Source organism: Pseudomonas sp. AK106 (genome assembly GCF_053903055.1).
In genome coordinates this window covers 4,856,468-4,870,740 of record NZ_CP096426.1, presented here as the reverse complement: position 1 = coordinate 4,870,740, position 14,273 = coordinate 4,856,468, and the positions used below count along the sequence as shown (strand labels likewise).

16 protein-coding genes are annotated in these 14,273 nt (G+C 58.9%); 13 read left to right on the top strand and 3 right to left on the bottom strand.

The window, feature by feature from the left end:
* Window positions 1–89 precede the first annotated feature (89 nt).
* The 4 genes from M1E04_RS21475 (at window position 90) to M1E04_RS21460 (ending at window position 2,230) form a co-directional block, all read left to right on the top strand.
* Window positions 90–422 (top strand): PA4575 family protein, encoded by a 333-nt coding sequence (locus M1E04_RS21475; RefSeq protein WP_065987707.1) that lies wholly within the window; start codon window positions 90–92, stop codon window positions 420–422.
* 171 nt (window positions 423–593) lie between these two features.
* Complete coding sequence (locus tag M1E04_RS21470) at window positions 594–1,082, top strand: TIGR00645 family protein (RefSeq protein ID WP_065987683.1); 489 nt, start codon at window positions 594–596, stop codon at window positions 1,080–1,082.
* 139 nt (window positions 1,083–1,221) lie between these two features.
* The gene (locus tag M1E04_RS21465) at window positions 1,222–1,527 is read left to right on the top strand and encodes a DUF6482 family protein (RefSeq protein WP_455913840.1); all 306 of its coding nucleotides are present in this window, start codon (window positions 1,222–1,224) and stop codon (window positions 1,525–1,527) included.
* A gap of 85 nt (window positions 1,528–1,612) precedes the next feature.
* The gene (locus tag M1E04_RS21460) at window positions 1,613–2,230 is read left to right on the top strand and encodes an FKBP-type peptidyl-prolyl cis-trans isomerase (RefSeq protein ID WP_122535350.1); all 618 of its coding nucleotides are present in this window, start codon (window positions 1,613–1,615) and stop codon (window positions 2,228–2,230) included.
* Window positions 2,231–2,312: 82 nt separating this feature from the next.
* Here the strand turns inward: M1E04_RS21460 and M1E04_RS21455 are convergent, their stop codons facing one another.
* Window positions 2,313–2,555, bottom strand: coding sequence for a PA4570 family protein (locus M1E04_RS21455; RefSeq protein ID WP_065987680.1), 243 nt, complete (start codon window positions 2,553–2,555; stop codon window positions 2,313–2,315).
* A 174-nt stretch (window positions 2,556–2,729) separates the two neighbouring features.
* Window positions 2,730–3,698, bottom strand: a complete 969-nt coding sequence (locus tag M1E04_RS21450) for a polyprenyl synthetase family protein (RefSeq protein WP_065987679.1) — start codon at window positions 3,696–3,698, stop codon at window positions 2,730–2,732.
* A 239-nt stretch (window positions 3,699–3,937) separates the two neighbouring features.
* On the opposite strand from M1E04_RS21450, the gene rplU reads away from it, so the two are divergent.
* The 5 genes from rplU (at window position 3,938) to M1E04_RS21425 (ending at window position 7,726) form a co-directional block, all read left to right on the top strand.
* Window positions 3,938–4,252, top strand: a complete 315-nt coding sequence (rplU, locus tag M1E04_RS21445; RefSeq protein ID WP_003176051.1) for a 50S ribosomal protein L21 — start codon at window positions 3,938–3,940, stop codon at window positions 4,250–4,252.
* 33 nt (window positions 4,253–4,285) lie between these two features.
* Window positions 4,286–4,558, top strand: coding sequence for a 50S ribosomal protein L27 (rpmA, locus tag M1E04_RS21440; RefSeq protein WP_037015434.1), 273 nt, complete (start codon window positions 4,286–4,288; stop codon window positions 4,556–4,558).
* Between the two features lie 241 nt (window positions 4,559–4,799).
* On the top strand, window positions 4,800–6,023 hold the full coding sequence (gene cgtA, locus M1E04_RS21435; RefSeq protein WP_192133168.1) for an Obg family GTPase CgtA: 1,224 nt from the start codon (window positions 4,800–4,802) through the stop codon (window positions 6,021–6,023).
* Between the two features lie 85 nt (window positions 6,024–6,108).
* A complete protein-coding gene (proB, locus tag M1E04_RS21430; RefSeq protein ID WP_410929573.1) occupies window positions 6,109–7,227 on the top strand; it encodes a glutamate 5-kinase in 1,119 nt (372 codons plus the stop codon).
* A 28-nt stretch (window positions 7,228–7,255) separates the two neighbouring features.
* On the top strand, window positions 7,256–7,726 hold the full coding sequence (locus M1E04_RS21425) for a CreA family protein (protein WP_108118986.1): 471 nt from the start codon (window positions 7,256–7,258) through the stop codon (window positions 7,724–7,726).
* Window positions 7,727–7,794: 68 nt separating this feature from the next.
* Here M1E04_RS21425 and rpsT read toward each other — a convergent pair whose 3' ends face one another.
* Window positions 7,795–8,073, bottom strand: coding sequence for a 30S ribosomal protein S20 (gene rpsT / locus M1E04_RS21420; RefSeq protein WP_037015424.1), 279 nt, complete (start codon window positions 8,071–8,073; stop codon window positions 7,795–7,797).
* A gap of 250 nt (window positions 8,074–8,323) precedes the next feature.
* On the opposite strand from rpsT, the gene murJ reads away from it, so the two are divergent.
* From murJ to lspA, 4 genes are all read left to right on the top strand, one after another.
* Window positions 8,324–9,868 (top strand): murein biosynthesis integral membrane protein MurJ, encoded by a 1,545-nt coding sequence (gene murJ, locus M1E04_RS21415; protein ID WP_296310843.1) that lies wholly within the window; start codon window positions 8,324–8,326, stop codon window positions 9,866–9,868.
* Window positions 9,869–9,986: 118 nt separating this feature from the next.
* Window positions 9,987–10,934: a bifunctional riboflavin kinase/FAD synthetase gene (ribF, locus tag M1E04_RS21410; protein ID WP_192133164.1), complete on the top strand. Its 948-nt coding sequence runs from the start codon at window positions 9,987–9,989 to the stop codon at window positions 10,932–10,934.
* Between the two features lies 1 nt (window position 10,935).
* A complete protein-coding gene (gene ileS / locus M1E04_RS21405; RefSeq protein ID WP_456292001.1) occupies window positions 10,936–13,767 on the top strand; it encodes an isoleucine--tRNA ligase in 2,832 nt (943 codons plus the stop codon).
* Window positions 13,760–14,272 (top strand): signal peptidase II, encoded by a 513-nt coding sequence (gene lspA, locus M1E04_RS21400; protein WP_456292000.1) that lies wholly within the window; start codon window positions 13,760–13,762, stop codon window positions 14,270–14,272. The genes ileS and lspA overlap by 8 nt, the downstream gene beginning before the upstream one ends.
* The last annotated feature ends 1 nt before the right edge of the window (window position 14,273 follow it).

The following is a 14,273-nucleotide window of genomic DNA, read 5'->3' as shown; positions in this document are numbered from 1 at the left end:
TTGTCGTGTTGCAGCAGTTGTCAAAGGGACTGACGCATTTCTCTCGTTCTGCGAAGGAGATGAATACTGCAATCAATGAGGAGCTCGCCATGCCGCGCAGCCTCTGTCTTACTCGCCAATGCCTGGGTCTGGTGACCCGAATCGAATGTGTCGTTCGCCCGTTGTCAGGCGATACAGGAATGTGGACCTTGTTGTTCGCAGCCGGAATGTCTGGCGAACAGCCCTCGGCACTCAAGGCTCAGGGGCCTTTTCATGGACCGATTGCTGCCGAATCGGTGCTTGATGCCATTGCTGAAAGCCTTGTGTTGCATGGCTATGAAACGGCGGAGGAGATCCCGATCTGGGGCCTTCACCTTCAAGGGGAGCTGCGAAGGATCAACAGCGACGCTGCTCAGGCTCAGCGGACGTCTCCGGTCAACTGATCCCAGCCTCTCGACGCGTCCGCATGTGCTTTCTGCGGTCTCCAAAATGCGGATTCGTCGATCTTCTCCGGCGCCCGATCGGGCGTTATTGTTTCAACTCTTTTCGCGGTGGGTTGTGCTAATTGGCCTTCGCCCTATACTCGCGAGCTTTTCAATGATCTGTGAGCTTCAATGGAACGTTTTATCGAAAATGCCATGTACGCATCGCGCTGGTTGCTGGCGCCGATCTACTTCGGTTTGTCTCTGGGGCTTCTGGCGCTGGCGCTGAAGTTTTTCCAGGAAATCTTTCACATCATCCCTAACGTGTTCGCGCTGGCCGAATCGGACCTGATTCTGGTGCTGCTGTCGTTGATCGACATGGCGCTGGTAGGTGGTCTGCTGGTCATGGTGATGATCTCCGGCTACGAAAACTTCGTGTCTCAACTCGATATCGACGAAGGCAAGGAAAAGCTCAACTGGCTGGGCAAGATGGATTCTTCGTCGCTGAAGATGAAAGTCGCCGCGTCCATCGTCGCGATTTCGTCCATTCACCTGTTGCGGGTGTTCATGGACGCCAAGAACATCGAGCCGCAGTACCTCATGTGGTACGTGATCATCCATATGACCTTCGTGGTCTCGGCCTTCGCGATGGGCTATCTGGACAAGCTGACCAAGCACTGATCGCCTGCGCTTCCGGCTGTAGGGTGATCGAAGCGTTACGAGCCAATATGACCAGCGGCACTGCTGGTCCCTTGCGCTCAGGCCAGTGTCAGCGAGACTTGGGGTTCGCTTATTCAGCCAGTCACCACGAGGCTTAGCCATGAACTTGCAGGAACTCACCTCACACGCCGGCGCCGGCCGCATCGACGAACTCAACCTTATCTCCATCGAAGGCGGCATCTACCTGCTGGAAGCGCGGATGCAGGGCGTCGCACATCGTCTGGTCGACGCACAGAACAAAGCGTTGCACCTGCGTTCGGTCGAGCACGCACGGCAACTCCTGCAATCTGTGCCGCCCCTCCCGTTCAGTCTGGTCCACGCCGTGGTCCATGATGAGATGTGTGGCGTGGAAGACGCCCTGGACCAGAACGTCAAGATCCCCCTGTCCATCCGCTCGACCTGGTAGGTTTTTACTGGATATTGCCCTTTGTGCTAGTCTGCCCGGCCTTTAAATGTGAGCACCCATGGGTGCTCTTCAGCGGAGCAGTCTCATGTCCGAAGTCAATCTGTCCACCGACGAAACCCGCGTCAGCTACGGTATTGGTCGTCAGCTGGGCGACCAACTGCGTGACAACCCGCCGCCGGGCGTCGACCTCGACGCCATTCTGGCCGGTCTGACCGACGCCTTTGCCGGCAAACCGAGCCGCGTTGGCCAGGAAGAAATGGGTGCGAGCTTCAAAGTCATCCGCGAAATCATGCAAGCCGAAGCAGCGGCCAAAGCTGAAGCAGCAGCTGGCGCCGGCAAGGAATACCTGACCGAGAACGCCAAGCGTGATGGCGTTACCACTCTGGCCTCCGGTCTGCAATATGAAGTGATCACTGCGGGCGAAGGCGCTCAGCCGACCCGCGAAAGCAACGTGCGCACTCACTACCACGGGATGCTGATCGACGGCACTGTGTTTGACAGCTCCTACGATCGTGGCGAGCCGGCTGAATTCCCGGTTGGCGGCGTGATCCCAGGCTGGACCGAAGCCCTGCAACTGATGAAGGCCGGCAGCAAATGGCGTCTGTATGTTCCTAGCGAACTGGCCTACGGCGCTCAAGGCGTTGGCAGCATTCCGCCGCACAGCGTTCTGGTCTTCGACGTTGAACTGCTCGACGTTCTGTAAGCCTCTGTAGCGACCGCTTCACGCTCGACGGATGCCGAGTCAGCCCCGCGCTGGCTCGGCATTGTCATTTTAGGTGTCGCCATCAATGCAGTTCACTGGTCGGACGCAATGCCCGCGCATAGCAGAACAGAAACAGGCTCCGCACCATCTCCTTCTGAACGCCGGGTTCGCTTGAACTCAGGCTGCTGACATCCAGATCCCCCTGATCGCGCAATTCGTCCAGCGCCTCTTCTTCCAGCACCGCACACACTTGACCCGTCTCGCGATCGAGGATGCGCAGGTAGGGTTGTGGCCGGTCAAGCCAGGCATCAATCAGATACGTCATGTGATTCTCCTTGAGTGTTTCAATGAGAATAATTCTTATCTGAGGAATAGCAAGGATCTATTTGAGATTAATTCGCATTGCTGACGGGGCATGCCTTGAGGGCGGGCCTGAATCCCGCACAACAAAAAGCCCGTCACATGGACGGGCTTTCAGCGGAGTGGAGCGGGGCAGCGGTCAGTGTGTGCGAGCGACCGCAAATTCACTCAGCTCGACGAGTGCGTCGCGATAGACGCTCGGCGGCAGCACATCCAGACAGGCAATGGCGCGAGCGATGTAGTCGCGTGCCAGCTGGGCGGTGTACTCGAGGGCGCCTGAAGTTTCCACGGCGTCGCGGATGCTTTCGAGATCTTCCAGGCCGCCCTTCTGAATGGCCTGACGAACCAGCGCAGCCTGTTCAGCGGTGCCTTCGCGCATGGTGTAGATCAGCGGCAGGGTGGGCTTGCCTTCGGCGAGGTCATCACCGACGTTCTTGCCGAGGGTTTCCGCATCGCCGCGATAGTCCAGCAGGTCGTCGACGAGTTGGAAAGCGACACCCAGATGATCGCCGAAGGTACGCAGCGCTTCGCTTTGCTCCGGGCCGGCGTTGGCCAGGGCTGCGGCGCTGTGGGTCGACGCTTCGAAGAGCATTGCGGTTTTGCCGCGGATGACTTCCATGTAGGTTTCTTCGGTGGTGCTGGCGTCGCGTACTTTGGACAGCTGCAGCACTTCGCCTTCCGCGATGACCCGCGTGGCCTTCGAGAGGATCTGCATCACCTGCATCGAGCCCAGTTCAACCATCATCTCGAACGAGCGCGAATACAGGAAATCCCCCACCAGCACGCTGGGTGCGTTCCCCCACATGGCGTTGGCTGTCGAGCGGCCGCGACGCATGCCGGACATGTCTACCACGTCGTCGTGGAGCAGGGTGGCGGTGTGCAGGAATTCGATGGTCGCCGCCAAAAGGCGCAGGTCATCACCGCCAGAGCCCAGCGCTTTGCCGCACAACAGAACGAGCAACGGACGCAGGCGTTTACCGCCAGCGGAAGTGATGTAGTCGCCGATTTTGGAGACCAGCGGCACGCGCGATGTCAGCTGCTTCTTGATAATGTGGTCGACGGCTGTAAAGTCGTCCGCCACAGCGGTGTAGAAGGCTTGGGGTTGCATCAGCGAGACGTGCTCCAGAAGGGTTGCGCGGCATGCTAGGTTGCAGGCCCCACCCTGTCAAGGCGTGACATAACGCAGCTTGCAAGGCGTTGATCGCTTGCGTACAATCGCGCACCCTAACTTCCTGGGCAGCACCTGCCTTACGCAATTGCATGTCGGCCTTCCAGCCTTGTGCAGCCATGCCAGCCAATACCTCTTCCTATAAAGAGCTGGGTGAGCAGGATTATCGGAGATACACCATGTCTTATGCAGTAATCGTTACTGGCGGCAAGCAATACAAGGTCGCCCCAGGTGAATACCTGAAGATTGAAAAACTGGAAATCGCTACCGGCGAATCCGTTACTTTTGATCGCGTTCTGTTGGTTGCCAATGGCGACGACGTGAACATCGGCGCTCCAGTTGTTGCAGGCGCTACCGTTGTGGCTGAAGTGATCTCCCAAGGTCGTCACGATAAAGTCCGCATCATCAAGTTCCGTCGTCGTAAGCACCACATGAAGCGTATGGGCCACCGCCAGTGGTACACCGAGATCAAAATCACCGGTATTCAGGCTTAATTTCAGCCTAATCCTCACTAGGAGAATTGACTCATGGCACACAAAAAAGCTGGTGGTAGTACCCGTAACGGTCGCGACTCAGAAGCCAAACGCCTTGGCGTGAAGATGTATGGCGGCCAGGTTATCGTTCCGGGCAACATCATCGTGCGTCAGCGCGGCACCCAATTCCACGCTGGCTACGGCGTTGGTATGGGCAAAGATCACACCCTGTTCGCTAAAGTCGAAGGCGTGATCAAGTTCCAGGTTAAAGGCGCCTTCGGTCGTCGCTATGTAAGCATCGTGCCAAAGACTGAAGTCGCGGCATAATCTTGCGTTCAGGGGGGATGAGGGCCTGACCTTCATACCTCCTGAGCTGAAAAGCCCTGTCGATGACAGGGCTTTTTCGTTTGTAGAAGGGTCTGTTTCCGGTGAGTCTCTTGCAAAGCTGTTTGTGTGGGCCGTTGTGGTGTGAAGTCGCTGGTTTTTGATCGGTATCGCAACGCTCATCTTTGCAAGAGCCTTATGAATTTATGTTGTTTGCTCGTCTTTGTGACGGGAGGCGTGCGCTATGAAATTTGTTGATGAAGTATCCATTCGAGTAAAGGCCGGTGATGGCGGTAACGGTTGCATGAGCTTCCGTCGCGAGAAATTCATCGAGAACGGTGGTCCTAACGGTGGTGATGGCGGTGACGGCGGCTCGATCTACATGATTGCCGACGAAAACCTCAACACCTTGGTCGACTACCGCTACACCCGTCACTTCGACGCCGAGCGCGGTTCGAACGGCGGCAGCACCGACTGCACCGGTCGCAAGGGTGAAGAGCTGGTGTTGCGTGTGCCGGTCGGCACGACTGTGATCGACGCCGGCACCCAGGAAGTCATCGGCGACCTGACCAAGGCCGGCCAGCGTCTGCTGGTGGCCCATGGCGGCTGGCACGGTCTGGGCAACACGCGTTTCAAATCCAGTACCAACCGCGCGCCGCGTCAGACCACCCCCGGCAAGCCGGGTGAGCAGCGTGACCTCAAGCTTGAGCTGAAAGTGCTGGCTGACGTCGGTCTGCTCGGTTTGCCGAATGCCGGCAAGAGCACGTTCATTCGCTCGGTATCGGCTGCCAAGCCAAAGGTCGCTGATTACCCGTTCACCACGCTTGTTCCGAACCTGGGTGTCGTCAGCGTCGATCGCTGGAAGAGCTTTGTCGTCGCCGATATTCCCGGCCTGATCGAAGGTGCTTCCCATGGTGCAGGCCTGGGGATTCGCTTCCTCAAGCACCTGGCCCGGACACGTCTGCTCCTGCACCTCGTTGACATGGCACCGCTGGATGAAAGCAGTGCGCCGGATGCCGCTGAAGTCATCGTCAACGAGCTGGTCAAGTTCAGCCCTGCGCTGGCCGACCGCGATCGCTGGCTGGTCCTGAACAAGTGCGACCAGATCCTCGAAGAAGAGCATGAGGCCCGCAAGCAGGAGATCATTGATCGTCTGGAGTGGACCGGCCCTGTCTACGTGATCTCGGCCATCGCCAAAGAAGGCACCGATCGCCTGACCCACGACATCATGCGCTATCTCGAAGACCGTGCTGATCGTCTGGCCAATGACCCGGCCTACGCTGCCGAGCTGGCTGAGCTGGATCAACGCATCGAAGACGAAGCTCGCGCCCAGTTGCAGGCGCTGGATGATCAGCGTGCCTTGCGCCGTAGCGGCGTGAAGAGCGTACATGACATCGGCGATGACGATTGGGATGAGGAAGACGTGGAAGACGAAGATGGTCCGGAAATCATTTACGTCCGCGACTGATCGACTGAAGTAAACTACGACGCCGCTCTTGAAGCGGCGTTTTAGTATCTAGAATTCGGACTCTCTGGCTTAAGGTTGAAAGATCATGCGGAGCAAGGTGACAGGTGCCCAGCGTTGGGTGGTGAAGATCGGAAGTGCGCTGCTGACGGCGGACGGCAAGGGTCTGGATCGCAACGCGATGGGTGTTTGGGTCGAGCAGATGGTGGCCCTGCATGAGGCGGGTGTCGAGCTGGTCCTGGTTTCATCCGGCGCAGTAGCGGCCGGTATGAGCCGTCTGGGCTGGACTGCGCGACCGAGTGCCATGCATGAGCTTCAGGCCGCTGCAGCAATCGGTCAGATGGGTCTTGTGCAGGCGTGGGAATCCAGCTTCGCCGAGCATCAACGGCATACTGCGCAGATTCTGCTCACTCACGACGATCTGTCCGATCGCAAGCGCTACCTGAACGCCCGAAGCACGTTGCGTACTTTGGTTGAGCTGGGAGTCATCCCTGTCATTAACGAAAACGACACCGTCGTCACCGACGAGATCCGTTTCGGCGACAACGACACGTTGGCGGCTCTGGTGGCCAACCTGGTTGAAGCTGATCTGTTGGTCATCCTGACCGACCGTGACGGCATGTTCGACGCCGATCCTCGCAATAATCCCGAGGCGCAGCTCATTTATGAAGCGCGCGCTGATGATCCCGCCCTTGATGCGGTGGCTGGCGGCACCGGCGGTGCGCTGGGTCGTGGCGGCATGCAGACCAAGTTGCGTGCGGCGCGACTCGCCGCCCGTTCCGGTGCGCACACCGTGATCGTGGGTGGCCGCATAGAGCGCGTCCTGGCGCGTCTGAGGGCGGGTGAGCGATTGGGCACGTTGCTGTCCCCTGAGCGCGAAATGCTCGCGGCTCGCAAGCAATGGCTGGCCGGGCATCTGCAAACCCGTGGCACGCTGGTGCTGGACGAGGGGGCGGTAAAAGCACTGACCCAAAGCCATAAAAGTTTGCTGCCGGTCGGCGTCAAGCTGGTGCAGGGCAGCTTTCGTCGCGGCGAAATGGTGGTCTGCGTGGCGGCTGACGGTCGTGAGATCGCCCGCGGGCTGACCAATTACAGCGCGCTCGAAGCGCAGAAGATCATCGGTCTGCCCTCTGACGCCATCGTCAAGGAGCTGGGTTACATGGCCGAGCCTGAACTCGTGCACCGTGACAACCTGATTCTGGTCTGAAGTGCATCATCAAAAGAAGGAAGCATACATGCGAGTCATGAAAGGGCTGGTAGGCGCGTTGCTGATGTTGCCGTTGCTGGCATCGGCTGAAGAGATCGGCCAGGTATCAACTGTGTTCAAGATGGTCGGTCCTAACGATCGGATTGTGGTCGAAGCATTCGACGACCCCAAGGTCGACGGTGTGACGTGCTATCTGTCTCGCGCGAAAACCGGTGGGGTGAAGGGTGGTCTGGGCCTGGCTGAAGATCGTGCCGAAGCGTCCATCGCGTGCCGGCAGGTCGGTCCCATTCACTTCAAGGAGCAATTGAAGGATGGCGACGAAGTATTTAAGGAGCGGACTTCGCTGGTGTTCAAGACGATGCAGGTCGTGCGATTCCTCGACAAGAAACGCAATACGCTGGTCTACCTCGTTTACAGCGACAAGGTCATCGAGGGCAGTCCGCAGAATGCCGTAACCGCGATCCCGATCCTGCCATGGACCCCTGCGCCGGCACCTTGAAGCTGCAGAGGCAAATCGAAGGCAATAAAAAACCGACCCTGGGGTCGGTTTTTTAACAAGCGAATCGCTTAGGCTGCAGCAGCAAGGTTCAGAGCCTTGATGTGGCCATTCAGGCGACCTTTATGGCGAGCAGCTTTGTTCTTGTGGATGATGCCTTTATCGGCCATACGGTCGATAACTGGCACAGCCAGAACATAAGCAGCTTGCGCTTTTTCAGCGTCTTTAGCGTCGATGGCTTTAACTACATTCTTGATGTAGGTACGAACCATGGAACGCATGCTGGCGTTGTGGCTGCGACGCTTCTCAGCCTGTTTTGCACGTTTTTTGGCGGAAGGTGTGTTGGCCACCGTCGAGCTCCTCGAAAGACTTGGGAAATAGCTAACAAAATAGGCCGCGAATCATGCCGATGAGTTTGACACTTGTCAAGGGCAGTTGATGCGTTCCGCTGAGTGGTCGCAGTGTGGTGCCGAGGTGATTTCTTTCCGGCGTGCGACCTGTAAACTCGCGGGCTTTGGCTCTGAGCTGTTTTGCGGCGCGGAGTATCGCATATATGGAACGCGCTTTGGCGCTTCCTTTGGTCAGGCGTATAACCTTTCGATGAATCTACTCAAATCGCTTGCCGCCGTGAGCTCTATTACGATGCTTTCGCGGGTGCTGGGCTTTGTCCGCGACACCATCATCGCGCGCGCTTTCGGTGCCGGCATGGCCACTGACGCCTTCTTTATCGCCTTCAAGCTGCCCAATCTGCTGCGCCGGATCTTTGCCGAGGGCGCTTTTTCCCAGGCCTTCGTTCCCATCCTGGCGGAATACAAGAGCCAACAGGGCGAAGAGGCAACCCGCACATTTGTTGCATATGTCACCGGCCTGCTGACCTTGGCCCTGGCGATCGTCACGGTGCTGGGCGTCGTATTTGCCCCGTGGGTCATCTGGGCCACCGCGCCGGGTTTTGCCGATACGCCGGAGAAGTTCCAGCTGACCTCGGACCTGCTGCGGGTGACCTTTCCTTATATATTGCTCATTTCTCTGTCATCACTGGCCGGCGCTATCCTCAACACGTGGAATCGCTTCTCCGTACCTGCGTTCGTGCCGACGCTGCTCAATCTGGCGATGATCTTCTTCGCCCTGTTCCTGACGCCCTATTTCCACCCGCCCGTGATGGCGCTGGGCTGGGCTGTGCTGGCGGGCGGTTTGCTGCAGCTTCTTTATCAGCTGCCGCACCTGAAAAAGATCGGCATGCTGGTGCTGCCGCGACTCAACCTGCGCGACACCGGTGTCTGGCGGGTGATGAAACAGATGCTGCCAGCCATGCTCGGGGTGTCCGTCAGTCAGATTTCGCTGATCATCAACACCATATTCGCCTCGTTTCTTGTCGCCGGTTCCGTGTCTTGGATGTATTACGCCGACCGCCTGATGGAACTGCCTTCCGGGGTGCTCGGCGTGGCGTTGGGGACGATTCTGCTGCCGATTCTCTCGAAAACCTACGCCAGCCGGGATCGCCATGAATACTCGCGGATTCTCGACTGGGGCCTGCGCTTGTGTTTCCTGTTGGTGCTGCCGTGCACCCTGGCGCTCGGGCTGCTTGCCGAGCCGCTAACAGTTTCGCTGTTCCAGTACGGCAAGTTCGACGCCGTGGATGCTGCGATGACCCAGCGTGCGCTGGTCGCGTACTCGGTGGGGCTGCTGGGCATCATCGTGATCAAGGTGCTCGCGCCGGGCTTTTATGCTCAACAAAATATCCGCACGCCGGTGAAAATCGCGATCTTCACCCTCATAGTGACTCAGCTGTTCAATGTACTTTTCGTCTATGTCATCCATCTGGCACACGCCGGTTTAGCGCTCGCGATCAGTGTCGGGGCTTGCCTCAATGCGTTGCTGCTGTTCTGGCAGTTGCGCAAGCAGGACCTGTTTCAGCCGCAGCCGGGTTGGCCGATGTTCCTGGGCAAGCTGATTATCGCGGTGGTGGCGATGTCCGCCGTGCTGCTGGGCCTGATGCATGTGATGCCCGCTTGGTCAGACGGCGAGATGCTGCAGCGATTCCTGCGCCTCGGCGCGCTGGTACTGGCAGGTGTCGTGACGTATTTCGGCACTTTGCTGTTGCTGGGTTTCCGGGTCAGGCATTTCGCTCGCAAGGCGATCCTGTAGGATCAGTCGTCGTTTTCTGCCGGTTAACGTCGATTGTTGTGGTTTGCCCGGATGTGTCGCCTGTCGTTGACGGCGGTGTGTGGTTATAATCGGCCACTTTATGAGCAAGAAGCGCGTTATGCAGCTGGTTCGAGGCCTTCACAATCTGCGCCCGCAGCACCGGGGCTGCGTCGCCACTATTGGCAATTTCGACGGTGTACACCGGGGTCATCAGGCTATCCTGGCGAGACTGCGTGAACGCGCCGTCGAGCTGGGCCTGCCCAGCTGTGTAGTGATTTTCGAACCGCAACCGCGTGAGTTCTTCGCTCCCGACACTGCGCCGGCCCGTCTGGCCCGGCTGCGCGACAAGCTCGATCTGCTGGCTGGCGAGGGCGTTGATCTGGTGTTGTGTCTGGCCTTCAATCAGCGCTTCAGCAAGCTCAGTGCATCCGAGTTTGTCGACACCGTGCTGATCGATGGCCTGGGTGTGAAACACCTGGAGGTGGGTGACGACTTCCGTTTTGGCTGTGACCGAGTGGGCGATTTCGATTTCCTGCAAAAAGTCGGCGCCGAAAAGGGCTTCACCGTCGAAGCGGCGCAGACCGTCGAAATCGATGGCGTCCGTGTGAGCAGCACCAAGGTGCGCACGGCGCTTGCCGCCGCAGACTTCACCCTGGCCCAGCATTTACTGGGCCGCCCGTTCGAAATCTCTGGCCGCGTACTGCATGGACAGAAACTGGCGCGTCAGTTGGGTACGCCCACGGCCAACGTGCAACTCAAACGTCGTCGCGTGCCATTGACCGGTGTCTACCTGGTCAGCGCGCAGATCGATGGCAAGGTATGGCCGGGCGTCGCCAACATTGGCGTGCGTCCCAGCGTGGCGGGCGATGGACGTCCCCATCTGGAGATTCATCTTCTGGATTTTACCGGCGATATCTATGGCCGGCGTTTGACGGTGGTATTCCACCACAAGCTGCGTGATGAGCAGCGCTTTGCCTCCCTTGAGGCGCTCAAGACGGCGATCGATGCGGATGTCGCTGCCGCTCGTGCCCACTGGCACGACCAACCGCTAAACTTTAGAGCCTGAAATGACCGACTACAAAGCCACGCTTAATCTTCCGGACACCGCCTTCCCGATGAAGGCCGGCCTGCCCCAGCGCGAGCCGCAAACTCTGCAGCGCTGGGACAGCATTGGCCTGTACCAGAAGCTGCGCGAAATTGGCAAGGATCGGCCCAAGTTCGTGCTGCACGACGGGCCTCCGTACGCCAACGGCAATATCCACATCGGTCATGCGGTCAACAAGATTCTCAAGGACATGATCGTTCGCTCGAAGACCCTTTCCGGCTTCGACGCGCCTTATGTCCCGGGCTGGGATTGCCACGGTCTGCCGATCGAGCACAAGGTCGAAGTCACCCACGGCAAGAATCTGCCTGCGGACAAGACCCGGGAACTGTGCCGTGCCTACGCGGCCGAGCAGATCGAAGGGCAGAAAGCCGAGTTCATCCGTCTGGGTGTGCTGGGCGACTGGGACAACCCGTACCGCACCATGGACTTCGCCAACGAAGCCGGTGAAATCCGCGCGTTGGCTGAGATGGTCAAGAACGGCTTTGTCTTCAAGGGCCTGAAGCCGGTCAACTGGTGTTTCGATTGCGGCTCTGCATTGGCTGAAGCGGAAGTTGAATACCAGGACAAGAAATCGTCCACCATCGACGTCGCCTTCCCGGTGGCCGATGCCGACAAGCTGGCTGCCGCCTTCGGTCTGCCAAGTCTGGGCAAACCTGCTGCCATCGTGATCTGGACCACCACCCCGTGGACCATCCCGGCAAACCAGGCGCTCAACGTTCACCCGGAATTCACCTACGCACTGGTCGATACCGGCGAGCGCCTGCTGGTGCTGGCTGAAGAGCTGGTTGAGTCCTGCCTGAAGCGATGGAACCTTGAAGGTTCGGTGCTGGCGACGGCCGAAGGTTCGGCGCTCGAGCTGATCAATTTCCGTCATCCGTTCTACGATCGTCTTTCGCCCATCTATCTGGCCGACTATGTCGAGCTGGGCGCGGGCACCGGTGTTGTACACTGCTCGCCGGCCTATGGCGTCGACGACTTCGTGATCTGCAAAAGCTACGGCCTGACCAACGACGACATCATCAGTCCGGTGCAGAGCAACGGTGTTTACAGCCCGTCGCTGGAGTTCTTCGGTGGCCAGTTCATCTTCAAGGCCAACCAGCCAATCATCGACAAGCTGACCGAAGTCGGCGCGTTGCTGCACACCGAAACCATCACCCACAGCTACATGCACTGCTGGCGCCACAAGACGCCGCTGATCTACCGCGCCACCGCGCAGTGGTTCGTCGGCATGGACAAGCAGCCGACGTCGGGTGACACCCTGCGCAGCCGCGCCGTGAAGGCTATCGAAGAAACCAAATTCGTCCCGGCATGGGGGCAGGCGCGCCTGCACTCGATGATCGCCAACCGTCCTGACTGGTGCATCTCCCGTCAGCGCAACTGGGGCGTGCCGATCCCGTTTTTCCTGAACAAGGAAAGCGGCGAGCTGCACCCGCGTACCGTTGAGCTGATGGAAGAAGTCGCTCAGCGTGTCGAGCAGGAAGGCATCGAAGCCTGGTTCAAGATGGACGCTGCCGAGCTGCTGGGTGACGAAGCGCCGCACTACGACAAGATCTCCGACACTCTGGACGTCTGGTTCGATTCCGGCACCACGCACTGGCACGTCCTTCGCGGCTCCCACCCGATGGGCCACGAAAGCGGTCCACGCGCCGACCTTTACCTCGAAGGCTCGGACCAGCACCGCGGCTGGTTCCACTCGTCGCTGCTGACCGGTTGCGCCATCGATAATCACGCGCCGTACCGTGAATTGCTCACCCACGGTTTCACCGTGGACGAGAACGGCCGCAAGATGTCCAAGTCGCTGGGCAACGTCATTGCGCCGCAGACCGTCAACGACACACTGGGCGCGGACATCATGCGCCTGTGGGTTTCGGCGACCGATTACTCCGGCGAAATGGCCGTTTCCAACACCATTCTGCAGCGCAGCGCCGATGCGTACCGTCGTATCCGCAACACCGCACGTTTCCTGCTCTCGAACCTGACCGGCTTCAACCCGTCCACCGACTTGCTGCCAGCCGAACAGATGCTGGCGCTGGACCGCTGGGCGGTGGATCGTGCGCTGCTGCTGCAACGTGAGCTGGAAGAGCATTACGGCGAGTACCGTTTCTGGAACGTCTACTCGAAGGTGCACAACTTCTGCGTTCAGGAATTGGGTGGCTTCTATCTGGACATCATCAAGGATCGCCAGTACACCACCGGTGCCAACAGCACGGCGCGCCGCTCTTGCCAGACTGCGCTGTTCCACATCTCCGAAGCGCTGGTTCGCTGGATCGCACCGATCCTGGCGTTTACCGCCGATGAGCTGTGGCAGTACTTGCCGGGCGAGCGTAACGAGTCGGTCATGCTCAACACCTGGTATACCGAGCTGAGCGAACTGCCTAAAGGCTTCGAGCTTGATCGCGCCTACTGGGAGCGGATCATGGCGGTGAAGGTGGCGGTCAACAAGGAAATGGAAAACCTGCGCGCGGCCAAGGCCATTGGCGGCAACTTGCAAGCCGAAGTCACGCTGTACGCCGAAGACGCGCTGGTGGCGGATCTGTCCAAGCTGAGCAACGAGCTGCGTTTCGTGCTGATCACCTCAACGGCCAGCGCCGCGCCTTTCGTCAGCGCGCCTGCCGATGCGGTGGTCACCGAAGTGGCTGGTTTGAAACTCAAGGTCGTCAAATCCGGCCACGCCAAGTGCGCGCGCTGCTGGCATCACCGCGAGGACGTCGGGGTCAATCCCGAGCATCCGGAAATCTGCGGTCGTTGCGTCGACAACATCAGCGGCGCAGGCGAGGTTCGTCACTATGCCTAATGCATCGGCTGGCCGTATGGGCCGACTGGGTTGGTTGTGGTTGAGCGTGCTGGTGGTGGTCATTGACCAGGCCAGCAAGTTCTACTTCGAAAGCCGCCTGGAGTTGTACGAGCAGATCGTCATCCTTCCTGACTACTTCAGCTGGATGCTGGCCTACAACACCGGGGCTGCGTTCAGCTTCCTGGCCGACAGTTCCGGCTGGCAGCGCTGGTTGTTTGCGCTGATCGCGGTGGTGGTGAGTGGGGTACTGGTGGTCTGGCTCAAGCGGCTCGGACGCGACGAAACCTGGCTGGCGATTGCCCTTGCCCTGATATTGGGCGGGGCACTCGGCAATCTGTATGACCGAATCTTCATCGGCCATGTCATAGACTTCATATTCGTGCATTGGAAAGAACACGGCTTCCCGGCCTTCAATGTTGCGGACAGCGCCATTACCGTTGGCGCGATCATGCTGGCTCTGGACATGTTCAAGAGCAAGAAAACCGGAGAGACCGTCAATGACTGAT